Origin of the sequence: Asanoa sp. WMMD1127 (genome assembly GCF_029626225.1) — a bacterium.
In the GTDB taxonomy this organism is placed as follows: domain Bacteria; phylum Actinomycetota; class Actinomycetes; order Mycobacteriales; family Micromonosporaceae; genus Asanoa.
In genome coordinates this window covers 468,044-491,870 of sequence record NZ_JARUBP010000001.1, presented here as the reverse complement: position 1 = coordinate 491,870, position 23,827 = coordinate 468,044, and the positions used below count along the sequence as shown (strand labels likewise).

At 71.5% G+C, this 23,827-nt stretch carries 18 protein-coding genes; 7 read left to right on the top strand and 11 right to left on the bottom strand.

Annotated elements, in window-relative coordinates:
- Positions 1-55: 55 nt before the first annotated feature.
- From O7635_RS02510 to O7635_RS02500, 3 genes are read right to left on the bottom strand one after another with little or no spacing between them, the layout of a single operon-like run.
- Positions 56-2,134, bottom strand: a complete 2,079-nt coding sequence (locus O7635_RS02510) for an MMPL family transporter (protein WP_278078765.1) — start codon at positions 2,132-2,134, stop codon at positions 56-58.
- Positions 2,135-2,193: 59 nt separating this feature from the next.
- Complete coding sequence (locus tag O7635_RS02505) at positions 2,194-2,859, bottom strand: response regulator transcription factor (protein WP_278078764.1); 666 nt, start codon at positions 2,857-2,859, stop codon at positions 2,194-2,196.
- A complete protein-coding gene (locus O7635_RS02500; protein WP_278078763.1) occupies positions 2,852-4,027 on the bottom strand; it encodes a sensor histidine kinase in 1,176 nt (391 codons plus the stop codon). Before O7635_RS02500 ends, O7635_RS02505 begins: the two co-directional genes overlap by 8 nt.
- Before the next feature lie 158 nt (positions 4,028-4,185).
- Between O7635_RS02500 and O7635_RS02495 the strand changes: the two genes are divergently transcribed.
- Both O7635_RS02495 and O7635_RS02490 read left to right on the top strand, forming a co-directional pair.
- Entirely contained in the window at positions 4,186-4,560 is a 375-nt protein-coding gene (locus tag O7635_RS02495; protein ID WP_278085351.1) for a YciI family protein, read from the top strand.
- Positions 4,561-4,564: 4 nt separating this feature from the next.
- Complete coding sequence (locus tag O7635_RS02490; RefSeq protein WP_278078762.1) at positions 4,565-5,767, top strand: RNA polymerase sigma factor; 1,203 nt, start codon at positions 4,565-4,567, stop codon at positions 5,765-5,767.
- A 2-nt stretch (positions 5,768-5,769) separates the two neighbouring features.
- On the opposite strand, the gene O7635_RS02485 is transcribed toward O7635_RS02490, so the two are convergent.
- The gene (locus tag O7635_RS02485; RefSeq protein WP_278078761.1) at positions 5,770-5,952 is read right to left on the bottom strand and encodes an antitoxin; all 183 of its coding nucleotides are present in this window, start codon (positions 5,950-5,952) and stop codon (positions 5,770-5,772) included.
- Positions 5,953-6,060: 108 nt separating this feature from the next.
- Between O7635_RS02485 and O7635_RS02480 the strand changes: the two genes are divergently transcribed.
- Entirely contained in the window at positions 6,061-6,471 is a 411-nt protein-coding gene (locus O7635_RS02480) for a four-helix bundle copper-binding protein (RefSeq protein ID WP_278078760.1), read from the top strand.
- 43 nt (positions 6,472-6,514) lie between these two features.
- Here O7635_RS02480 and O7635_RS02475 read toward each other — a convergent pair whose 3' ends face one another.
- Positions 6,515-7,681 carry an FAD-dependent monooxygenase gene (locus O7635_RS02475; RefSeq protein WP_278078759.1) on the bottom strand — a complete coding sequence of 389 codons (1,167 nt, stop codon included), beginning with the start codon at positions 7,679-7,681 and terminating at the stop codon, positions 6,515-6,517.
- On the bottom strand, positions 7,678-8,298 hold the full coding sequence (locus O7635_RS02470) for a PadR family transcriptional regulator (RefSeq protein ID WP_278078758.1): 621 nt from the start codon (positions 8,296-8,298) through the stop codon (positions 7,678-7,680). Before O7635_RS02470 ends, O7635_RS02475 begins: the two co-directional genes overlap by 4 nt.
- 103 nt (positions 8,299-8,401) lie before the next feature.
- On the opposite strand from O7635_RS02470, the gene O7635_RS02465 reads away from it, so the two are divergent.
- Positions 8,402-9,637: an MFS transporter gene (locus O7635_RS02465; RefSeq protein WP_278078757.1), complete on the top strand. Its 1,236-nt coding sequence runs from the start codon at positions 8,402-8,404 to the stop codon at positions 9,635-9,637.
- Here the strand turns inward: O7635_RS02465 and O7635_RS02460 are convergent, their stop codons facing one another.
- On the bottom strand, positions 9,638-9,826 hold the full coding sequence (locus O7635_RS02460; RefSeq protein ID WP_278078756.1) for a DUF1918 domain-containing protein: 189 nt from the start codon (positions 9,824-9,826) through the stop codon (positions 9,638-9,640). It lies immediately after the preceding gene.
- A gap of 93 nt (positions 9,827-9,919) precedes the next feature.
- Here O7635_RS02460 and O7635_RS02455 point away from each other — a divergent pair, with 93 nt between their 5' ends.
- Together O7635_RS02455 and O7635_RS02450 are read left to right on the top strand one after the other, a co-directional pair.
- Positions 9,920-10,876 carry a membrane dipeptidase gene (locus O7635_RS02455; protein WP_278078755.1) on the top strand — a complete coding sequence of 319 codons (957 nt, stop codon included), beginning with the start codon at positions 9,920-9,922 and terminating at the stop codon, positions 10,874-10,876.
- A 183-nt stretch (positions 10,877-11,059) separates the two neighbouring features.
- Complete coding sequence (locus O7635_RS02450; RefSeq protein WP_278078754.1) at positions 11,060-12,439, top strand: stress response protein; 1,380 nt, start codon at positions 11,060-11,062, stop codon at positions 12,437-12,439.
- On the opposite strand, the gene O7635_RS02445 is transcribed toward O7635_RS02450, so the two are convergent.
- The 4 genes from O7635_RS02445 to O7635_RS02430 form a co-directional block, all read right to left on the bottom strand.
- Positions 12,440-17,302 carry a DNA repair ATPase gene (locus tag O7635_RS02445; protein WP_278078753.1) on the bottom strand — a complete coding sequence of 1,621 codons (4,863 nt, stop codon included), beginning with the start codon at positions 17,300-17,302 and terminating at the stop codon, positions 12,440-12,442.
- Positions 17,295-19,316: a flotillin family protein gene (locus O7635_RS02440; RefSeq protein ID WP_278078752.1), complete on the bottom strand. Its 2,022-nt coding sequence runs from the start codon at positions 19,314-19,316 to the stop codon at positions 17,295-17,297. The genes O7635_RS02445 and O7635_RS02440 overlap by 8 nt, the downstream gene beginning before the upstream one ends.
- Positions 19,316-19,906 (bottom strand): hypothetical protein, encoded by a 591-nt coding sequence (locus O7635_RS02435; RefSeq protein ID WP_278078751.1) that lies wholly within the window; start codon positions 19,904-19,906, stop codon positions 19,316-19,318. The genes O7635_RS02440 and O7635_RS02435 overlap by 1 nt, the downstream gene beginning before the upstream one ends.
- Positions 19,907-20,003: 97 nt before the next feature.
- Entirely contained in the window at positions 20,004-21,530 is a 1,527-nt protein-coding gene (locus O7635_RS02430) for an amidohydrolase family protein (RefSeq protein ID WP_278078750.1), read from the bottom strand.
- A 190-nt stretch (positions 21,531-21,720) separates the two neighbouring features.
- Between O7635_RS02430 and O7635_RS02425 the strand changes: the two genes are divergently transcribed.
- Positions 21,721-23,775, top strand: coding sequence for a glycerophosphodiester phosphodiesterase family protein (locus O7635_RS02425; RefSeq protein WP_278078749.1), 2,055 nt, complete (start codon positions 21,721-21,723; stop codon positions 23,773-23,775).
- Positions 23,776-23,827: the final 52 nt, after the last annotated feature.

Here is a 23,827-nt window from a genome sequence, read left to right as displayed (position 1 = left end):
ACGGGCGGTGCCGCTGGGGGGTGCCCGCCCCCGTGCGCGGGCACCCCGATCGTGATCAGCGGGTCAATGCGAGCGCCGGCGCCGGGGCCGGGTCGGGCGTCGCCTCGGTGAGGCCGATCCGGGCGTGCAGGCGGGCCAGCCAGGCCGGCGCCCACCAGTTCCAGCGGCCCAGCAGCGTCATCGTCGCCGGGACGAGGAGCATGCGGACGATCGTCGCGTCGAGGAGCACGGCGAGGACCAGGCCCAGGCCGATCGCGCGGATCGGCGCGAAGCCGCCGGCCACGAAGCCCGCGAAGACGATCGCGAGCAGCAGGGCCGCCGCCGTGACGATCCGGCCGGTGAGCTGGAGGCCCTCGGCCACGGCGACCTCCGGCTTGACACCGGCCAGCCAGCGCTCCCGCATGCGGGACAGCAGGAACACCTCGTAGTCGACCGACAGCCCGAACGCGATCGCCGCCACCAGCACCGGGACCGTCAGGTTGGTGCCGTCCAGCGCCGCTTGGCCGAGGTTGCCCTGCTGGAAGACCCAGACCACGGCGCCCAGCGCGGCCCCGATGCTGAGCAGGTTGGTCAGCACCGCCTTGATCGGCAGCAGGATCGAGCCGGTGAACAGGAACAGCAGCACCAGCGTCCCGAGCGCGACCAGTGCGGCCGCCCACGGCAACCGGTCGGCCAGCATGCCCCGATAGTCGATCAGCCGGGCGGTGTCGCCGCCGACCAGCGTCTCGACGGGCGCCGGCAGGGCCCGCACGGCGTTGGCCACCGCGTCCTGGTGCGCCTCGTCGACGTCCGCCTCGACCAACGAGCGGTCGCCGATCGGAAACACCTCGACCTGGCGTACGCCCGGCAGGGTCTGGATCTGGTCGCGCAGCGCGGTGACGGCGGGGCTGTCCGGCGCGGCCGCCACCACGGCGGAGACCTCGTCGGGCCGGATCTCGTCGGGGTAGTGGACACTCAGCTCGTCCCAGAGGGCCCGGGTCTGCGTGCTGGTCGGCAGCAGCCGCGGGTCGCCGGCCGAGAGCCGCATGTCGAACACCGGGATCGCGATGAACAGCATGGCCGCCAGCACGGTCAGCGCGGTCACCGCGGGCCGGCGTTGCACGAGCCGGGCGAGCCGGGCGAACACGCCGACGCCGGCCGGTCGCGGCGCCCGCGGCTTGATCCGCTTGCCGAAGAGCGTCAGCAGGGCCGGCAGCAGGGTGAGCGCGGCGAGCAGGTCGAGCACCACGACGGCCGTGCCGGCGATGCCCATGGAGCGCAGGAACGGGTCCGGGAAGACGGTCAGGCCCGCCAGGGCGACGGCGACGGTCAGACCGGAGAACAGCACGGTACGCCCGGCGGTGCGCGCGGTCCGCAGCACGGCGGGACCCACCTCGGGGTCGGTCGCCCGCTCCTCGCGGAACCGGTAGACCACCAGCAGGGCGTAGTCGACGGCGAGCCCGACCGCGAGCATCGTGACGATCTGGATCGAGTAGACGGACACGTCGGTGACCTGGCTGAACGCGTACAGCACGCCGAAGGTGCCACCCACGCCCACGACGGCGATCAGCAGCGGCAGCCCGGCGGCGAGCAGCCCGCCGAAGACGATCAGCAGGAGCAGCAGCATCACCGGGGTGCTGAACAGCTCGGCCCGGGCGACGTCGCTGGCCGCCTGTTCGCTGAACTCGTCCTCGCTGAGCGTGCCGCCGGTGACGGTGACGGTGCCCTGGTCGAGACCGGCCCGGATCCGCTCCGCCGCCTGGGCCGCGACGTCCGCCGCGTCGTCGCCGTGCGCCATCGTGACCGTGAACAACACCGCCTGCCCGGTCGCGGTGGACGGCAGCGGTGGGCTCACCTCGGCCACGCCGGGCATCGCTCGCACCTGCGCGCCGACCCGGTCGACGGCGGCGGTGACGGCCGGATCGGCCGCGTCGACGCCGGTGACGACCGCGGTGATCTCCTCAGGCTCGGGCGCCAGCTCGTCGCGCACGTCGGCGGCCCGGCTCGACTCGCTGCCGGGCACCACACCGACGTCGCCGACGAGACGTTCGAAGACGCCGATGCCGACGGTGAAGCCGGCGCCGACGACGGCCAGCCAGATCACCAGCACGATGACCGGGCGGCGTACGGAGAAACGTGCGAGCGAGGTTGTCATGCCCAGAATCCAACGCGCACGCCGCTCTCGACGGATCGCCGTCCGGAGTGGACTCTCCCTCACTCGCCGGAGCGAGGAACGACCAGTCCCGTCTCGTACGCAAGGACGACCGCCTGCACCCGGTCGCGCAGGCCGAGCTTGGTGAGCAGGTTGCTGACGTGCGTCTTGACCGTGTGCTCGGTGACGTAGAGCTCGCCGGCGATCTCGGCGTTGGACAGCCCGCGGGCGACCGCCTTGAGCGTCTCGGTCTCCCGGCCGGTGAGCGCGGCCAGCCGGCCGTCGGCGCGGGGCGGCGCGGCGCGGGACACCACGTCGGCGATCAGCCGCCGGGTCACGGTCGGCGCCAGCAGCGCCTCGCCGCCGGCCACCACCCGCACGGCGCTGACCAGGTCGTCGCGGCGCATGTCCTTGAGCAGGAAGCCGCTGGCGCCGGCGCGCAGGGCGTCGTAGACGTACTCGTCGAGGTCGAAGGTGGTCAGCACGAGCACCCGGGTGTCGGACGCGGCGCAGATGGCGGCGGTGGCGGCGATGCCGTCGACGTGGGGCATCCGGACGTCCATCAGCACCACGTCGGGCCGCAGGCGCTCGGCGGCGGCGATGGCCTCGGCGCCGTCGGCCGCCTCGCCGACCACGGTGATGTCGGGCTGAGCGTCGAGGATGAGCGCGAACCCGCCGCGGACGAGCTCCTGGTCGTCGGCGACGAGCACGCGGATGGGCTCAGCCATGTGGTTGCGCGGGGACCACCGATGCCACGACGGGCAGCGTAGCGTGCACCCGGAACCCGGGGCCATCGTCGGCCGCGCCGGCGCGCAGCGTGCCACCGCACGCGTCGACCCGCTCGCGCATGCCGATCAGCCCGTGCCCGCCCGGTGCGGTCCGGCGCGCCGGGCCCCGGCCGTCGTCGCGCACCTCGATCTCGAGCGCGTCCGCCGCCCAGCGCAGGCCGACCTCGGCCCGGCCGGCCCGGGCGTGTCTGACCACATTGGTGAGTGCCTCCTGCACCACCCGGTAGGCCGCCACGGCCGTGTCCGCGGGGACGGGCCGCCGCGTCCCGAGCTCGGCGTAGGTGACGGCCAGCCCGGCCACCCGGGCCTGCTCGACGAGCGGCGGGATGCCGTCCAGACCGGGTTGCGGGGCCCGTGACGCCGGCTCCGAGCGCAGGACGCCGAGCGTGCGGCGCAGCTGGGTCAGCGCGTCCCGGCCCGCGTCGGCGATGGCGTCGAACGCCTGCTCCGCTCGCGCCGGGTCGCGGCGCACCACGACCGGGCCGGCCTCCGCCTGCACGACGATCAGGCTGACCGAGTGGGCCAGGATGTCGTGCATGTCGCGGGCGATCCGCTGGCGTTCCCGGGCCGCCGCCTGGGTGTAGTCGGCGGCCAGCTGCTCGGCCCGGGCCTCCAGGTCGGCGATCAGGCCGCGCCGGGAGCGGGCGATGGCGCCGAGGGCGTACGCGCCGCCGAACAGGATCACCGTGGCGCTCACGGGCAGGATGCTGCTCTTCGGGGTCAGTGAGACGGTCAGCCCGGCGATCGTGCCGGCGATGCCGACGGCCCGCCAGACCGGGCTCGCCAGCGACGCGAACGTGTAGGTGGCCACGAGCTGACCGAACGGGACCTCTTTGATCAGGTCGTTGACCGCGAGCGCGGCGGTGGCGAGGCCGGTGAGGAAGGTGACCGGGACCGGCCAGCGGCGTCGCCAGGCCAGGGGGAGGGAGCTGAGCGCGGCGAGCGCGTACATCATCGTGGTGTCCTCGCCGTCGACCACGGGGGAGGCGATGGTGGCGAGGTAGCAGAGCAGCGCGATGATGGAGTCGATGACCAGCGGCGGGAGATCCTGCACCGTGCCCGTGGCCCGCCGGGCGGCCCGGCGCAACTGCTCGACCAGTCTCCGCACGCTGGCAGTATCCGCCGCGGCCCGCCGCCGGCGCCTCCCTCTCAGGAGCGAGAGAAATTTCGGCGGTCTGTCGAAATCGGCGTCGCCCCGTTCGACCCCAGGGCGAGAGCGGCCACCGCGCGGTGGCCCGGCATGAAGGAGGAGACATCGTGAAGGTCATGGTTCTGATCAAGGGTCTCGCCGCCGACGAGGACAAGATCGCCCCGACCGAGGAGAACGCGGCGATGCTGGCGGCGATGGGCGAATACAACGACAAGCTGGCGAAGGCCGGGATCCTGCTCGACAGCGGCGGGCTGCAGCCGAGCCGCGAGGGTCGGCAGGTGGTCTTCGAGGGCGGCACCACGTCGGTCGTCGACGGACCGTTCACCGAGGCCAAGGAGATCATCGCCGGCTACTGGGTGTGGCAGGTCAACTCGATCGAGGAAGCGGTCGAGTGGGCCCGGCAGTGCCCGAGCGACCCGAAGCTGGGGCTGCGCGAGGTGCTCGAGATCCGGCCCTACTGGGACGAGGCCGTCCTGGAGAACCTGTCCTAGCGCCATGGACGCGCGGCGGACCGTCGAGGCGGTGTGGCGGATGCATTCCGGGCGGCTCGTCGCCTCCCTCACCAGGCTGGTCAACGACGTCGGACTGGCCGAGGACTTCGCCCAGGACGCCTACCTCGCGGCGCTCGAGCAGTGGCCGCGCGACGGCGTCCCCGCCGAGCCGGCCGGTTGGCTGCTCACGACGGCGCGCCGCCGGGCGATCGACATGATCCGCCGGGAGGGGGTACGCGGGGAGAAGTACGCCCTGCTGGCCAACGAGGCGACCGGCACCGACACGGACCTGCTCTCGCTGGTGTTCGTCGCCTGCCACCCCGTGCTGGCCCAGGAGGCACGGGCGGCGTTGACCCTGCGGCTGGTCGGCGGCCTGAGCACCGACGAGATCGCCCGCGCGTTCCTCGTGCCGCCGGCCACCGTAGGGCAGCGGATTTCGCGGGCCAAGCGCACGCTCGCCGAGGCCCAGGTGCCGTTCGGTCTGCCCGACCCGGACGAGCTCCCGCCGCGGCTCAACGCGGTCCTGGAGGTCATCTATCTGATCTTCACCGAGGGCCACTCGGCCACCTCCGGCGACCGGTGGATCCGGCGCGACCTCGCGGAGCAGGCCATGCGCCTGGGCCGCATGCTGGCCGCGCTGATGCCGGCGGAGCCCGAGGTGTACGGCCTGGTCGCGCTCATGGAGCTGCAGGCATCGCGGTTCGCCGCCCGGACCGGGCCGGCTGGGCGACCGGTGCTGTTGGCGGACCAGGACCGGTCGCGCTGGGACCGCACGTTGATCGCGCACGGCCTGCGGGCCCTGGCGCGTGCGCGGGCGCTGCGCAAGCCGCTCGGGCCCTACACCGTGCAGGCCGCGATCGCCGCCTGCCACTCCCGCGCGGCCCGCTTCGCCGACACCGACTGGGCCGCGATTCTGGCGCTCTACGACGCGCTGGCCGAGCTCGCGCCGTCACCGGTGGTCCGGCTCAACCGCGCCGTCGCCTTGTCGCATGTGGATGGTCCGGAGGCGGCCCTCGACGCCGTCGACGCGCTGCGCGACGATCCGCGGCTCGCCCGCTACCACCTGCTGGGTGCGGTCCGCGGCGACCTCCTGCTCCGGCTGGGCCGGCGCGCGGAGGCCGCCGAGGAACTGGAACGCGCCGCGGCGCTCGCACCCACCCGGCACGAGCGCTCCCTGCTGATGGAGCGGGCGGCCGGGGCGACCTGACCTCAGGGCGCCTGGTCGCCGGAGCCGGTGCGCTGCTGTGCCTGGTCGACGCCCTTGTCGATCTGGGCGTCGTACTTGTCGTCGGTCCGCTTGTCGACCTGCTCGCCGGCCTTCTCCAGACCCTGGTCGACCTGCTCGTCATGCTTGTCGGCGAAGTCCTTCGCCTTGTCGGTGAAGTCACTCATGGTGAGCACGGTGCCCGGTGTGGGGTGGCTCAAACGTGCGCTCCGCCGGCGGCATGACGCCGCCGTGAGCGGGAATGCGGGGGTCGAACCGGACCCTGGGAGGCGATCATGACCACGTTAACGTTGCCGATGCTGGAGACCTACCCGCAGCCGATCAGTCTCGACCGCGTGCAGCTCGCCGCGACGATCGACATCCTCGACGACTGCGCGGAGGCCTGCACCGCCTGCGCCGATGCCTGCCTGAGCGAGCCCGACGTGGCCGAGCTGACCAAGTGCATCCGCACCAACCTCGACTGCGCCGACATCTGCCACACCACGGCACGGGTGCTGTCGCGGCACACCGGCTACGACGCGTCGATCAGCCGCGCGATGCTCGAGGCCTGCGCGACCGCCTGCGCGACGTGCGCGGACGAGTGCGGCCGGCACGCCGAGATGCACGAGCACTGCGGCATCTGCGCCGAGGCGTGCCGCGCCTGCGAGCAGGCCTGCCGCGACCTGCTCGCCGCGATGAGTGGTTAGGAACGGTCCGTTCCAATCGGAATCCGATTGGAACGGACCGTTCCTAACGGGCAGCTGCGGACCAGTCGACGTGGTAGTCGTAGATCTTGCGTTGGGCGTTGCTCGTGGCGGGCAGGCGGAGGATCGCGGGCATCATCGCGTCGCGGATGACGCGGCCGACCGGGCCGGCGGCCTTGCTGCTGTTGTTGCGCGCGGCGGCCTTGACGATCTGTTCGACCCGGGGCCGGCGGGCCGCTTCGAAGCGGGTGAACGCGTCGGCCGGGTCGGCGTGGTCACGCAGGCACTTGGCGAGCATGAGACCGTCCTCGATGGACAGCGAGGCGCCTTGACCGGAGGTCGGCGTGGGGGCGTGCGCGGCGTCGCCGACCAGCGCGACCCGGCCGGCGTGCCAGGCGCGCAGGCCGCGTATGGACTGGATCGGGTCCATCGGCAGGAGCGCGGGCGTCGCGGCGATCACCGCGAGCGCGGGCCCGGCGTCGTCGGCGAACAGCTCGGTCAGGCGGGTCCGCCAGTCGATTGTCGCCAGCTCGCCGCGGGCGGGCTCCGTGCGGCGCGGGACGTTGGCGAACCACCACACCGCACGGTCGGGCGCGACCACGTACCCGAAGAAGGCTCTGCGCCCGAAGATCATCTCGTAGTGGCCCGGCGTCGCGTCGACGGCGGCGATCGGTGGCGCGAAGCCGCCGTTGCCGACGAGGCCGGCATAGACGGGCGGCGGCGCGGTCGGGTCGATCGCGCGGCGGACGGCCGAGTAGATGCCGTCGGCGCCGATCAGCACGTCGCCCGCCGCGGTGCTGCCGTCGGCGAACTCCGCGCGTACGCCGGTCGCGGTCTGGGTCAGGCCCACGAACCGCTTGCCGGTCAGCACGGGGATGTCGCGCGCGACCGCCTCGTCGTGCAGCGCCCGGTAGAGGTCGGACCGGCGCAGCGTGTAGCTCTTCATGCCGCTGACGGTGACGTCGCCCAGCACCTTGCCGGTCGTGCTGCGCAGCGTGATGCCCGGCGTGGGAAAGGCGTCGGCCAGCGCGGCGTCGTCGGCCTCGAGCACCCGCAGCGCGTCGATCCCGTTGGGCGCCAGGGTCAGGAAGGCCCCGTCTCTAGGTGCGGTGTCGGCCTCGTAGACGGTGGCGTCGATGCCGGCCTTGCGCAGTGCCATGGCGGTGGCCGGCCCGGCGATGCCGCCGCCGACGACCAGTGCGGTGCGGATCATGACTCGTCCCCCTGCGGTGTCTGTCCTGAGTGGAAGGCCGCCCACTGCGGGCCCCAACCCTGCTCCGGATCGGTGATCTGGCCGATGAACCGCTCGACGAACGCGATCTCGGCGTCGAGCAACGTGACCCGGTATTCCTCCTCGACGAGGAACAGCGGGTGCAGGCCGCCGGCGAGCGCGCCGTCGACCAGCTCGCGGGTCTGCTCCCGCCGCTCGCGCAGGCGCAGCAGCCGCTGGCGGAGCAGCGTCACCACCTCGTCGGGCGGGAGCGCCGCGATCAGCGAGAGGGCGGCGACGAACTGCGGGTATTCGTGGTCGGGCTCGCCGACCAGCTCGCGCAGCCAGTCGCGCAGCTCGGCCCGCCCCGCGTCGGTGATCGCGTAGACCGTGCGCTCGGGCCGCTGCCCTTCGCGGGTGGTCTCCAGTTCGGCGACGAATCCGGCCCTGGCCAGCTGCTGGATCACCATGTAGAGCGAGCCGTGGTTGAACCGGATGCTCCGGTCGTCGCCGTTGTCGCGCAGCATCCGCGACAGCTCGTAGGGGTGCTTCGGCCCCATCGTCAGGTAGGACAGCACCGCCAATCCGAGCAGGTTGCCGACCTTCCGCTTCGCCGCCATCCGCCGCGCCTCCTTCAGTCGACTCCAACTATCCAGGGCCGAATAGTCAGTGTCAACTAATTCTGGTTGCGGATCGGGCCGGGTCGCTGTTTGCTCGTTACGCATGGGGCAGGTGCGGCGGCGGCCGTTGGTGGCGTTCCTGAGCGCCGAAGCGGCGTCGCTGGCGGGCAACAAGATGACCATGCTGGCCCTGCCCTGGCTGGTGCTGACCACCACCGGCTCACCGACGAAGGTCGGGCTGGTCGCGTTCGCGCAGACCGGTTGCTACGTGCTCGTCAAGATCGCCGGCGCGCCGTGGATCGACCGGCTGGGCCGACGGCGGTGCGCCGTCGGCGGCGGGATCGCGAGCGCCGCGGTCCTCGTCGCGGCACCCGTGCTGAGCCACTCGGCCGGGCTGCCGTTCGCCGCGCTGCTCGCGATCGTCGGGGCACTCGGCGCGGTGCAGAGCCTCACCGACGCGGCCAAGCGGCTGATGGTGCCGGACCTGGTCGACGCCAGCGGGGCGCCGCTGGAACGGGTCACCTCGCTCCATGCCGCCGTCGAGCGGCTCTCGTTCCTGCTGGGCACCCCGGCCGCCGGCCTGCTGATCGCCGCGTTCGGCGCCGTCGACGTGCTGCTGCTGGACGCCGCCGCTGCCCTCTTCGCCGCACTGCTGATCTGGCTCGGGGTGCCAGCCGGTGCGCGCCCGGCGGACAGCGGCCACGGCTATCTGGAGTCGCTGCGCGTGGGCCTGCGCTACGTCCGCACCGACCGGCTCCTGCTGGCGATCTCCGCGCTGCTGCTGTTCACGAACCTGATCGACCAGGCCACGATGGCGGTGTACGTGCCGACGTGGATCAAGCAGGTCGTCGGCGACCCGCGGGTGCTGGGCACGATCGCGGGCGCGTACGGACTCGGCGCCGTGGGCGGCTCCGCGCTGTTCGCGTGGCTGGGCCCGCGGCTGCCGCGCCACCGGACCTTCGCGGTGTGCCTGCTGCTGGCCGGCTCGCCGCTGCTGTTCGGGCTCGCGCTGACCACCAGCCTGCCGATCGTGCTCGGCATCTGCGTGTGGGTGGGCGCGATGTCGGCGTCGATCAACCCCATCATCACGAGCGCCCTGTTCGAACGGGTGCCCGCCGACCTCCAGGCCCGGGTGTTCGGCTTCACCGGCTCGTTGGCCTGGGCCGGCATCCCGCTCGGTGGCCTGCTGGGCGGGCTGGCGGTGGACACGCTCGGGCGTACGCCGGGGCTGGTGCTCTCGGCGTCGATCTATCTCGTGGTCACCCTGTCGCCGCTGCTGTTCCGGCGCACCTGGCGCGGGCTCGACCGGCCCTCGCCGGTCCCGGTCGCGGTGACTTGATCACCTTTCGAGGCGCTCCACGTGGGCCTCGGTGCCCGGGAAGATCAGCCCTTCCGTGCCGTCCGGCCAGCGGACCAGGTACGGCGGGCTGCCGTCCGGGTGGCGCACCTCGACGATCTCTCCGGATCGCCGCGGATCACCGACGTGGATGCCTTCGACGACCAGCTTGTCTCCGACCTCGGCTTGCATGACGTGCCTCCTCCCGCGCGGCCAAACCTGCTCATTCCCCCTCAACCCCGGCGCACACCTCCCGAATACCGGCGGCTGGGGCATGATGCGGTAATGGATCACCGGCTCCTCTGGGAGCAGCACTGCTGCCTCCCGCTCGTTCCCGACGCCGACATCGGCGAGCTGGCCCGGTACGCGCGCCCGGGTGGCGCGTACGTCTCGGTCAATGTCGGTTTCTCGCCGCACTCGACCGAGTTGGTCTTCTCCCTGCTGCACACGTGGCGGCGGGGGGTCGAGGCCGACGAGCGGCTGGCTCTGGTGGACGGGGTGGCCGACATCGACGCCGCGGCGGCGTCCGGCCTGATCGGCGTGGCGTTCGACCTGGAGGACTCGGGTCCGCTCGGTGGCCGGCTGGAGCGGGTGAAGGAGTTCTACGACCTGGGCGTACGCACACTGCTGCCGACCTACAACGTGCGCAACGCGGCTGGTTCCGGTTGCGCGGACGCGATCGACGAAGGGCTCACGGCGTACGGGCGGGACCTGGTCCGCGAGATGAACGCGGTCGGCATGGTGGTCGACGGCTCGCACTGCAGCATCCGCACGGGCCTGGACCTGGCGGCGGTCACCCAGCGGCCGATGGTCTACAGCCACTCGTGCATGCGGGCGCTGTGGGACCACGAACGCAACATCACCGACGACCAGGCCCGCGCCTGCGCGGACACGGGCGGCGTCATCGGCATCGCCGGGGTGGGCATCTTCCTGGGCCCGAACGACGCGAGCGTCGAGGCGATGGTCCGCCACATCGACTACGCGGTGAACCTGGTCGGCCCGTCGCACGTGGGCGTGGCCACCGACTACTCGTTCGACCTGGCCGACCTCAACCGCGAGATGGCCGAGAACCCGGACCTGTTCCCGGAGATGTACCGCCGCTGGGGCCCGATCACCATCATGCCGCCGGAGGACCTGCTCCGCCTCGAACAGGCCCTCAGCGACCAGGGCTACCCACCGGAAGCCATCACGGGCATCCTGGGCGGCAACTTCCGCCGCGTCGCGGAACAGGTCTGGCGATGATCCGAGAATTGTCCGGTCGGATGACCGAACGGGCAATTGAGCGCTCCCTGATCGGGCGAGCGGCAGATCCTATCTCGACACTCTGAATGGCTGACGGGAACTGTTCGGTCGGCAGCGCATTCCATCGACTTTCTGCCTTAACGCGGGTGTAACTTTCCGACAACCAAAGGCGGAAGGTGACTGATGTCCGAGGAAGCGTGGCAGGAAGCTCGACTGATTCCGACGTCCGGCATCAACGGACCGGAGGAACAGGAAAGACGTGCGACGTCGGCGCTGTTGGCGGTGATGAGTGCCGTGCGGGAGTTCGGGCGGGCGTTGACCGCGCCGCTCGGCGCGCCGGCCGGTGCCGTGCAGACCTTCATCGAAGTGCCGTTCGACGTCGGCGGCAAGAGGTTCTTTCCGGACGGGCTGATCCGCGTAACTCGTGGACAGCGCCAGTGGACCGCCCTGCTCGAAGTCAAGACCGGCACCAACGACCTGCGGCAGGAACAGCTCGAGGCCTACCTCGACATCGCGCGGGAAGCGGGCTTCGACGCCCTGATCACGATCTCTAACCAAATGCCGCCCGTGCCTGGTCAGCATCCGACTCCGATCGACAAGCGCAAGCTTCGGAAAGTGCTGTTGCACCACATTCCGTGGACGGAGATCCTGACCGCCGCGGTCATGCAGAAGGAGTACCGCGGCGTCGCTGACCCGGATCAAGCCTGGATTCTGGGAGAGCTGATCCGCTACCTCGAACACCCCCGGTCAGGTGCCATGGAGTTCGCGGACATGGGCCAGGGTTGGGTCTCGGTGCGGGAAGCTGTCGCTTCCGGAACTCTTCGCCCCAGCGATCCAGCCGTTCCTGAAGTTGCCAGCCGCTTCGACGCCTTGGTCCGCTACGCGGGCCTCCGGCTGGGCCGACGACTGGGCGCCGAAGTCGTACCAGCACTCAGCCGTCGTGAGTTGGCGGAACCGGCGGGGCGGACGCAAGCGCTCGCGGCGCAACTGGCATCGACCGGCACGATGACCGCCGCGTTGCGAATCCCTGGCGCCGCAGGGACGCTCCAGGTCATGGCCGATTTGCGGGCCGCCAAGGTGAGTTGCTCGGTCGAGATCGACGCACCGCGCGAGGGCCGGCCGACGACGCGCGTCAACTGGCTCGTCCGACAGCTCAAGAACGCTCCTGAGACCGTTACCGTCGAGTCGTTCGCGATGCATGCTCGTGGCCCCGGTCGGGTCGATCCGCTGCGTGTCGTCCGTGACGACCCCACCCGTCTCATCGCCGACCCGGCGAAGGAGCTTCGCGCCTTCCGTGTCGCACAGGTGACCTCGGCCGGGACCAAACGCGGGGTCGGCAGGGGTTCCTTCATCGACTCGGTGCTGTCGGCGGTCGACGACTTCTACGAGCAGGTGCTGCAGTCGCTCAAACCCTGGCTGCCGTCGCCGCCACGGCTGCGCTCCACGGACGAACCCGCCTCCGGCGAGCCGGTGGCGTCGAGCCTGATCGCCAGCGCGATCTCGTCGCAGGACGGACCAGAGCCCATCAAGGTGCCGCAGCCCAGCAAGGGCGCCGACGACTAGCTAGTCCCGCTGGCGGAGGGCGGCTTCGACGGCGGCGATGCGGTCGGCCACCAGGCCGACGGCGCCGACGGCGCGGGTCATCGGGTCGTCGTCGGCGCCGCCCAGGGCCCGCTGGCGCAGGTAGGCCGCCTTCACGTCGGACCAGCGGGCGGCCTGCTCGGAGGTCAGGCGGCCGCGGAGCTCCGCCAGTTTCAGCAGGTTGGCCTCCGCCGCCGCGGCCAAGGTCTGTGCTTCGCCCAGGTAGTGGTCGTCGAGGACCGACTCCAGTTCCTCGTCGTTCATCACCGGCAGGATGCGTTCGGCGAGTTTGTTCATGTTGCGGTAGGAGCCCTGCAGCAGGAACGGCGGCTCCGTGCGGGCCGCGTCGTCCTGGCCCGCCGAGGCGATGTAGGCCCGGTTGACCGCGAGCACCACGTCCTGCACCCGCAGCAGCTTGGTCAGGACCGAGCGGATCTGGTTGAGCTCGACCGGCGGGTACGGGTGGGCGAGCTGGTCCGGCAGCACCGAGCTGTCGCCGCGGGCCATGCGGACGAGCAGCTCCACGTCGCCGCGCTCCCGTGTGGACAGTGGGGCCAGCACCGGGTTGGCGGTCAGCGCGTTCTCGACGTAGCTCAGCGCGAACAGGTCCTCCCGGCCCGACAGCACGTCGCCCAGGTTCCACACGTCGGCGCGGTTCGCGAGCATGTCCGGCACCCGGAAGCGCTTGCCCGACTCCGTGTAGGGGTTGCCGGCCATGCACACCGCGAACCGCTTGCCCCGCAGGTCGTACGTCCGGGTCCGGCCGTTCCAGACGCCCTCCATCCGGCGCTGCGCGTCGCACAGCGAGATGAACTTCTGCAGCAGCTCCGGCGACGTGTGCTGGATGTCGTCGAGGTAGAGCAACACGTTGCTGCCCATCTCCAGCGCGAACGAGATCTTCTCGACCTCCTGCCGCGCCGTCGCGTTGGGCGCCGACGACGGGTCCACCGATGTCACGTCGGCGCCGAGCGCGGGCCCGTTCACCTTGACGAACACCAGCCCGAGCCGGCTCGCCACGTATTCCATGAGGGTGGTCTTGCCGTAGCCGGGCGGGGAGATCAAGAGCAACAATCCGGACTGGTCGACCCGCTTGCCCTCACCCGCGGCGCCCACCTGCCGGGCGAGATTGTCAGCGATCAAGGGCAGATAGACCTCGTCCAACAACCGGTTGCGTACGAAGCCCGACATCACCCGCGGCTTGTGCTCGTCGAGCCGCAGCCGCTCGCCGGCCCGGGCCGCGACCGCCGCCCGCAGGCGCTGATAGGCCCGATACCTCGGCACCCGCTGCTCCCGGAACTCCCGCGTACGGGCCAGCGCTTCGTCCAACCGCACCGTCAACCGCCGCTCGGCGATCCGCGGATGCGTCGCCAGCAACCCGTCGACGGTGGCGGACAGCTCGGCCGAAGAGTCGTAGCGGGGCAGGTCGCACAGCGTGAGCGTGACCGCCTCGGCGAGGTCGTCGTGCGCGCCCGCGAACGCGGTCAGCCACGCCTCGGCGAGCTGGTGCCGGGCCGCCAGGTCGGTGCCCAGCGCCCGCAGGTCCTCGTCGAACTCGCGGGCCTTCGGGCGGCCGAGCCGCTTGCGGAAGTCGGCCATCAGCGCCCGCGCGCCGGCGCTCGTCACGAAGCCGCCGGCGTTGGCGGCCAGCTCCTCGAACAGGTATTCGCCGGTCAGGGGGTGATCGGGCAGCCCATGCCCGGCGGCGAACGCGGTCACCGCCGCTCCCAACGAGGCCTGCAGCTCGTCGATGGCCGGCGACCCCCCGAACACCGCGCGGGCCCGGGCCAGCGAGGTCGAGCGGCGCTGCCACGCCGGGTCCGGCGCGCCGAACGCCCAGAACAGCTGGGCCGCCGCCCGCGCCGCCGGTGGGTAGCGCAGCAGTCCGGCGCCCGCGTGCAGGCGCAGCAGGGCGTCGAGGATCGCGGTCGCGTCGGCGTCGTGGATGCCGCGCTCGTAGCCCTCGTCGATCCGCTCCTCGGCCGCCCGCCGCACGAGGTCGGCCAGCGTCCCGCCGGCGGCGGCCGCGTGCAGGGCGTCGAGGTCGGCGGTGGCCAGCATGGACGTGGCCAGGAACTCGGCGCGGCTGACCGCCGGCGACTCCGAGACCAGCGGCTGGTCCCAGAACTCGCGGGTGCTGTCGAACTCCGGGTCGTCGACCGGCGCGCGGAAGTCGGTGGCCGTGACCGCGACCGCGAGCCGGCCGTCGTGCGGCACCAGCGCCAGCTCGATCGCCTGGGTGTTGACGGCGAACCGGTGCCGGCCGAGCTGGATCGTCTCGCCGCCGTCGCGGAACAGGTCGACCCGGTCGCGCAGCGCCCGCCCGGCCTCCTGGCGGGCCGCCTTGACCCGGCCGTCGAGCTCCTCGCCGCGGACGGCGTCGCCGAGCGCGCGCAGCTCGTCGGCGACCGAGCGGAGCTTGGCCACCATCGGGTCGGCGGCGAAGTACGTGTTGACGTCGTCGAGCGTGTCCATCGTGGACGCACGGCGGCGCACGCTGGCGAGGATGCGCTCGGCCGACTCGACGAGCCGGTCGGCCCGCCGCGAACGGTCGTCGACCAGCGCCTGCTTGCGGGCCGCGAACGCCTCGTAGACGTCCGTGCGTTTGGTGGACAGCTCGGTCAGGAAGTCGTCGAACTCGCCGTAGCGGGACTCGAGGTTCTCCACCTGGAGCAGCAACCGGCCGAGCTGGTCGTCGCACGCCTCGGGCGTGTCCGCGGCCGCCAGCGCTCCGGTGACCGCCTGGTTGAGCAACGCGAACTCGGCCGCGAAGCCCGCCCGCCCTTCGACCGCGGCGAGCTCGCGGCGGCGCGCGTCGAGCACGGCCCGGGCCCGGTTGACGGCGCCGAGCACCTCGCCGATGCGTTCCAGGATCGCGGTGCGCACCGTGGCGTCGGCGATGTCGAGGGTGCCCACGACGTCGGTGACCAACCGCAGCGCGTCGGCCTGGGCGGTGAGCTGCTCGGCGACCGGCCCGGCCGCCGCGACCGTGGGCACCTCGGCGCCCGTGGCGGTCAGGCGGGCGACCTCGGCCTGGTAGCCGGCGAACGCGTCGTCGCGCTTGAGGAACTCGACCGCCCGGCGGGCGGCGCCGTCGAGTTCCCCGGTCAGCCGGGCGGCGAGGGCGTCGATCCGGGCCAGGTCGACGTAGCGCAGCTCGCGCAGCGTCTCCAGGTGGCCCTGGGCCCGGCGCAGCTCGGCGAGCTGGTTGACCCATCCGTCGGTGGTCGCCGGCAGCTCGCCGTTGACCCGGCGGACCAGCGAGGCGATGTCGGCCGCGGCCGTCTCCAGCGCGGTCGTCGCGGCGGCGGTGAGGGCCTGGACCTTCTCGTACTCGTCGAGTACCTGCTCGGCGGTCGCCCGAACCTCGGCCAGCGGGGTGCGCAGGTCGCCCAGCTCCGCCTCGCCGAGCCAGTGGTAGTGGTCGAAGACCCGCACGCAGGCCGCGATCAGCGCCTCGAAGACCGGCACGGACGGCGTCGACTCGCCGACCATCCGGGCGATCGACAGCGCGTCGGAGATGCCGCGGACGAGGTCGGCGTTGCCTACGCGGTGCAGGGGCCCGGCGCCGGCGGGTTGCCGGGCGGCGTACGCGTCGGAGACGAACGCGGTCTGCCACACCTGCATGGGGTGCACCCGGGTCGGCTCGTCCGAGGTGGCCCGGAAGACGACCAGCGTGCCGTCGTCGAACAGCGAATAGCCGTGACAGGAGAGCGGGGTCGAGACCTCTTTCCGGATCACGTTGTACGGCAGCAGCAGGCTGCGCCCCTCCACCTGCGCGTGGAAGACGAAGAGCACGTCCTCGCCGTTGGGTGACCGGATGGCCCGCTCGAAGACCAGATCGCTGGTGTCGGTGTCGAACGTCTTCACCGCGCCGGTGGTCAGATAGAAGCCGCCCGGGAAGATGATGCCGTGGTCCTCCGGCAGCCGCTGGCACGCCTGGCCGATGCCGTCGAGCCGCACCACGCCCTTGGTGCGCGTGTTGAAGACCAGGTGCCGCCAGTCGCTCTCCTTGTAGGGCCGGATGCGCAGCAGGATCAGCGGGCCGACCCGGGCCCAGTGCACGTCGGCGTCGGCCAGGCTCTGCAGCGGCTGCTCGACCGGCTCGGAATAGATGCCCTCGCCGGACTCCGTGTTGTCCTCGACCTTGAGCGTGAGGTCGCCACCGACGGTCTCGACGAACACCTCGCCGGCGATCGAGATGTGCGGGTGGCGGCCGAGCACGTGGTCGTCGCGGCTCGTCTCGACCCATTCGAAGTCGTGGCTGGGCGGGAAGACGTGGTCGCGCTCGCCACGGTTGTCGACATAGGACACCGCGCCGGTCGGCGTCAGCGTCCAGCGCAGCACCCGGATGTCCTCGGTGCGCGGGCCCGTCTGGAAGACCGCGAGCAGCTTGCCGTCGACCTCGCGCAGCGTGGCGAGCCGGGTCTCCTTGTAGTAGCGGTAGAGCTCGGCGAAGTCGCGCTGGAATGTCTCGTCGTCGAGCAGACCGGGCACCTCGGCCGGCGGCACGTCGTCGAACCGGAACGCGTCGCCGTCGCGCAGGAACCGGTGCAGCGAGAACACGTCGCCGACCGTGGTCTCCGGCTTGAGGCCGAGGAACACGTTGTAGCCGAACAGCATCACGCCGCCGGCCGGCACGATGTCGCGCGGCACGCAGTTGTGCTCGGTGCGGACCCGGTCGGTGCCGACCAGCCGCAGCTCGGTGCTGCCGAACTCGGCGAGCCGCCGGGCGTTGAGCTCCTCCGCCCGGCGGGCCAGCTCGGCCGACCGCGCCGCCAGCCGGTCGCGCAGCACCTCGTAGGTGCCGGCGTCCAACGCCGTCGGCGCGGTGGCCGTCTCAGCCACGGGCGGCCGGCTGCTTGGCGTCGAGCGCGGCCAGCGGCGCGTCGGCGACGCCCAGCTTCTCGGCCGCGGTCAGCAGCTCGCGCAACCGGCCCGCGTCGGCGCCACCGGCCTTGATCTGCTGCAGCAGGAAGGCGCTCAGCGTCAGGTTGGTGATGTCGGACGTGCTCGCCTTGCCCAGCAGCTTGCCGAGGTCGTCGGCGAAGCTGTTGTCGCCGTTGAGCCACGGGCCGGCCAGCGAGGTGGCGACCGTCGAGTTCTGCACGAAGCCGTCGACGCTCTTGCCGACCGAGATCGCGCCGAGCAGCCGGTCGAAGAAGATGCTGTCGCCGCCGACGATGTCGATGTCGGCCTTTTCCAGACCCTTGCCGACGATCGTCGCCTGGGCCTCGGCCACCTGCCGCTGCACGTCGATGCCGGCGAGCCGGATCTCCTTCTCGGCCTCCAGGCGCAGCCGGTATTCCTCGTGCTCGCGGGTCGCGTCGTCGAGCGCGGCCATCGCGGCCGCCTTCTCGGTGAGACCCTCGGCCTCGCCCTTGAGCTTCTCGCGCATCCCCTCGGCCGCCGCGATCGCCTTCTCGCGCTCGACCGCGGCCTCGGCCCGGCCGACCTTCTCGATCGCCTCGGCGTCGCGCTCGCGCACCTGCACCTCGGCCAGCCCCGCCGCGGCCGCCTCGGCCTGGGCGCCCTCGGCCAGCCGGATCTTCGCCCGGGTGTCGAGCTCGGCGGCCTGCTGCCGGGCCTCGGCCAGCACGAGCTGCTCGCGGGCGCGGTGCTTGGCCGCCGCCTCGGCCGCCTCGGCGGCCTTGATGTCCTTGACGAGGTTCTCCTGGGCCTGGGCCTCGGCCTGGATCACCGTCGACTGACGCAGCCGCTCGGCCTCCTCGACCACCCGGAGGCGCTTGATGTGCTCCTCCTGCTCGGCGACCGTCTTCTCGACCGCGATCCGCTCGCGGACCACCTCGGCGATCGCCCGCTTCTCGGCCTCGACCTCTTTGTCCTTGGCGATCGTGGACAGCTCGGTCTCCCGCTGGCGGCCGATCACCTCGAGCATGCGGTCCTTCTCGATCCGCTCGGTCTCGATGGCGATGACCCGCTCGCGGTTCTTCTCCGCGACCGCGATCTCGCGCGCCTGGTTCTCCCGCTGCACGCCGAGCTGCTCGTCGGTGCGCAGGTTGGCCGCGTTGTAGCGCAGCCGCTGCTCGGCCCGGACCAGCTCGGTCTCGGCCTCCTCGCGGGCGCGGATGGTGTCGATCTCGCGCTTCTGCTTGATCTCCGCGTCGGCCTGGCGGCGCTCCAGCTCGAGGATGGCCTCACGGGCGTCGACGTTCTGCCGCGTGATCTCCTTCTCCTCGTTGCGCCGGAACTCGTTGGTGCGCACGTGTTCCGCGGCGGTCAGCTCGGTGATCTTCCGGATGCCCTGCGCGTCGAGGATGTTGCGCGGGTCGAGCTGGTCCATCGGGGTCTGCTCGAGCACGTCGATCGCGGCGTCCTCGAGCGAGTATCCATTGAGGTCGGTGCCGATGACGGCGATGATGCGGTCGCGGAACTCGTCGCGCTTGGTGTAGAGGTCGACGAAGTCGAGTTGCTTGCCGACGGTCTTCAGCGCCTCGGAGAACTTGGCGCTGAACAGCTCCTGGAGCGTCGACTGGTCGCTGGCGCGCGCGGTGCCGATCGCCTGGGCCACCTTGACGACGTCCTCGGCGGTCTTGTTGACGCGCACGAAGAAGGCGATTTTGATGTCGGCCCGGATGTTGTCGCGGCAGATCAGCCCGTCGGTGCCGGACCGCTCGACGTCGATCGTCTTCACCGAGATGTCCATGACCTCGGCCTTGTGGAACACGGGCAGCACCACGGCGCCGGTGAACGTGACGTCGACCTTGCGGGTCTTCGAGATGATCAGCGCCTTGCCCTGCTCGACCTTCTTGAACAGGCGGCTGACGAGCAGCACCACGCCCAGCAGCACGAGCACGAGCACCAGCACGAGCACGAGGAACCCAAGGGAAATGACGTCCATCAACGGCCCTTCGATTGATCCGAGAGGTCGGCCGGCACGACCCAGAAGAACTCACCGGCGGAGTCGTAGTCGTAGATGACCGCCCGGGTGCCCGCGCCGAACGAGTCGGCGCCGGTCTGGCGGACCTGGACGATGGCCGAGGACCCGTCGGCGGCGTGCACCTCGGCCTGGCCGAAGTCGATCGCGACGCGGCCCGTGCGGATGACGCACTCGCGGCCGACGAAGTCGTGCCGGGACGCCCCGGAGGTGTGGGGGAAGAGCCGGCTCAGCGGGCGGCGGAGCAGGCTGACGATCGCCCAGCCGATGGCCAGGCTGGCCAGCAGCACCACGATGTCGAGGGCGGCGTTGTCGGGCAGCAGCACCGAGCCGACGAGGCTGGCGAACCAGGCGAGAGCCACCACAATGGACAGCGCGACGGTGGCCGGCGCGCCGCCGAGGCCCAGCCGGTCGAGCAGGCCGTCGAGCCCGCCGTCGGTGTCGGTGTCGAGCCCGCCGGCCAGCACCACGATCCAGTAGCAGACGACCACGGCGAGCAGGACGGTGAAGATGACGGACGGGAAGCCCAGCGCCGTGTCGATGAAGTCGCCCACGTCTCGAAACCACCCCCATGAATGTTCCTCAGGATGATGGCACGGGCGCACAAGCATGGGGTCATCCGATCGTCGGATGACCCCATGCCGGAAATGGTCAACAGGGGCAGCGTGCGGCCACCGGAGCGGGCGCCGGAGGCTGCGCGGCGGCGGCCTGCCGGACGTCGTCGAGCATCCGCTGGCGGGCGGCCGGGTCGATCACCTCGCCGCGGACGACGACCGAGTTGATCCGGGTGGTGTTGCGGATGTCGCGCAGCGGGTCGGCGTCGAGCAGCACGAGATCGGCGACGTTGCCCCGCTCGATCGTGCCGCGGTCGCGGGCGCCGAGGTAACGGGCGGGTTCGAGCGTCGCGGTCTGCAGCACGCGCATGTTTGTCAGGCCGGCCTGCGCGAGCCTGGCCAGCTCGTCGTGCAGGCTGAAGCCGGGCACCAGGTAGGCGGTGCCGTTGTCGGTGCCCGCCAGCAGCGGCACGCCGGCGCGGTCGAGGTCGTACACCAGGCGCAGCCGACGCTCGTAGATCTCGCGGCCGCGGGCGTCCTGCTCCGGCGTACGCCCGTTGAGGTAGATCAGCTCCAGGGCGAACTGCCAGAACCCCTGGGTGGCGGCCGGGACATAGGCGTACCGCGGGTCGGTCAACGGGGTGTCGCCCGGCAGGTCGGTGAACGTGTGCAGCACGAGCGTCGGGGTGACCCGCGTGCGGTTGCGGGCGAGCCGGGCGAAGACGCCGGCCGCCTTGTGCCGGTCGACGCTGCGGGCGGCGGCGTACTCGTAGGGGTGCATCTTGTTTAGCCAGCCGTTGTATTCCCCGCCGGCGATCGGCACGGAGGTGATGGCCCGGCGCAGCTCGTCCTCGCGGCTGGAGAGGTCGTAGAAGACCTGGAAGAGGTGTTCGACGCTGGCCAGGCCGGCGTCGCTGGCCTCCGTCAGCTGCACGAAGTCGGAGACGTGGCCGAGGAACGGGATGCGCTGCCGCCGCGCCTCGTCGGCGATCGCGAAGAAGCTCGCCCGCGACAGTCGCGTGTAGACCTTCACGAAGTCGGCACCGGCGTCCTTCTGCGCGCGGACGGTGGCCCGACCCTCGGCCGGCGTGGCGACGGCGATGTACGGCGCACCGAGCCCCTCCCACAGCGACGGCGAGCCGTCGACGATCGGGCTGCCGATGGTGTAGCGCGGACCGAGCCGGGTGCCGGCCGCGATCTCGCGCCGCCATTGGGTGACGTCGGCGTTGGCGCTCATCTCGCGGACCGTGGTGATGCCGTTGGCGATGTTCAGCGGCGGCTCGATCAGCTCGCCGTCGAACGTGTGGTTGTGCATGTTGGCCAGACCGGGGATGAGGAACTTGCCGCGCCCGTCGACGACCTGAGCGCCGGGTGGCACGCCGACGCGCCGGCTCGGCTCGACGGCGAGGATCCGGTCGCCGCGCAGCAGCACGGTCATGTCGCGCTGGGCCGGTGCGCCGGTCGCGTCGATGACGGTGACGTGGGTGATGGCGGTGAACCGGTCGGCAGCGGTCGCGACGCGGGGCGTCGCGCTGGCCCGGCCGACGCCGAGCCCGGCCGCGCCCGCGGCCAGCCCGGCGGCGCCGGCGAGAACGGAACGGCGGGAAATGTGGCTGTGCTGCATGGCGGTCCCTTTCGGCTTCGTATGGTGCACTCACCATCTCGCGTCGGACCGGCCCGGTCATTGAAGTATACAGGCGTATAGATGGTAGGGAAATCCTCACCTGGTAGCCCGCTGTTCACCTCGTGCACGCGCCCGGGCCGTAACGGGTCTACAGGATCGGCTCGACCACCGATCCCAGGAGGAACTCACCATGTCCCGCTGGCAACGACGTGCCGCGACGGCACTCGCCGCCGCCGTGGCCCTCAGCGGAGTGGCCGGCCTGACCGCCGGCGTCACGCCCGCCGCCGCCAAGCCCGCCAAGACGTTCGACCTGCAGGCCCACCGCGGCGGCCTCGGGCTGCGGGTGGAGAACACCCTCGCGTCGTTCGGCAACGCGCTGCGGCTCGGCGTCTCCACGTTGGAGCTCGACGTCCAGATCACCGAGGACGGGCAGGCCGTCGTCACCCACGACCGCCGCACCACCGGCTCGAAGTGCAAGGACACGGCGCCCGCCGTCCCCGGCGACCCGGAGTTCCCGTACATCGGGAAGTACATCAACACGCTGTCGCTGGCGCAGGTGCGCACGCTCGACTGCGGCAGCCTCACCCTGGCCGACAAGCCGGGCCAGGTCGCCGTGCCCGGCGCGAAAATGCCGCTGCTGAGCGAGGTGTTCGCGCTGGTCAACCGCTACCAGGCCCGCGACGTCACGCTCAACGTGGAGACCAAGGTCGAGGCCGGCGCGCCGACCGAGACCGCGCCGCGCGAGCAGTTCGTGCAGGTGACCGCCCGTGAGGTGCGCAACGCCGGCCTGCTCGAGCAGGTCACCATCCAGAGCTTCGACTGGGGCGCGTTGATGCGCATGCGCCAGGTCGAGCCGCGCCTGCCGATCGTCGCGCTGACCAACATCGACTTCCTGCAGACCGGTAAGCCGGGTGCGTCGCCGTGGCTGGGCGGGATCGACATCGACGACTTCGGTGGCGACCCGATCAAGGCGATCAAGAGCTTCGGCGTGAAGACCTTCTCGCCGGTGCACGGCACGCCGCAGAACGGCACGGTGAACGACGCCAACTACGTGCCGTACGTGACGAAGGCGATGGTCGACCACGCGCACCGCAACGGCATGAAGGTCGTGCCGTGGACGGTCGACGACGTGCCGACGATGACCAAGCTCATCGACGACGGCGTCGACGGCATGATCACGGACTACCCTGACCGGCTGCGCACCCTGCTCGGCCAGCTGCGGTTCAAGCTGCCCAAGGCGTACGCGTCGCCGTTCGACGTGCAGGCCCACCGCGGCGGCCGGGCCGACCTGCCGGAGAACACGCTGCCGGCATTCGCCCGGGCGCTGTCCAACAAGGCCATCTCCACGCTGGAGCTCGACACGGGCGTGACCAAGGACGGCAAGCTGGTCGTGTTGCACGACCGGGCGATCAACGGCTCGCACTGCGTCGACACGGCGCCGGTGCGGCCGAAGGACCCGATGTTCCCGTACGTCGGGAAGCTCGTGCACGACCTGACGCTGGCGCAGATCAAGACCATCGACTGCGGCACGAAGACGCTGCCGGAGCTCCCCGACCAGGTGCCGGCGCCGGGCGCCCGGATCCCGACCCTCGACGAGGTGTTCAACCTGGTCAAGGGAAGTGACCGCCCCGACGTCCGGATGAACATCGAGACCAAGATCAGCCCGACCGCGAACGACACCGAGGCGTTCGGCCCGTTCGCGGCCAAGCTGGTCAAGGCGATCGAGAAGGCGCGCTTCGAGGACCGGGTCACGATCCAGTCGTTCGACTGGCGCACGATCACCCGGGCTCGCGAGCTGAACAGGAAGATCGAGACGGTCGCCCTGGTCTGGCAGTACGGCCCGGCCGAGTGCGCCACGCTCGCCGACGAGTGCTCGCTGCAGGCGGTCTACGGCGACAGGTCGGTCAAGAGCCCGTGGACCGGCGGCCTGGACTGGTGGAAGTACCGCGACCTGGGCAAGCTGGTCCGCGCGGCCGGCGCCGGGACGGTCTCGGCCAACTGGCAGGTGCACGACCCGAACCAGCCCACGGTCGTCAACGCGGACTGGTACCTGCGCCAGGACCCGACCTACTACCACGGCCCGGACGTCGAGGTGCTGCAGCGCCGCGACCACCTCAAGGTGGTGCCGTACACCGTGGACGACCCGGCCATCATGCAGCGCGTGATCGACCTCGGCGTCGACGGCATCATCACCGACAACCCGAACCTGCTGATCGAGGTCGCGATCCGCAACGGCCTGCGCTGACGCGCGAAAGGAACGGTCCGTTATTAACGCCAGGCGTTAACAACGGACCGTT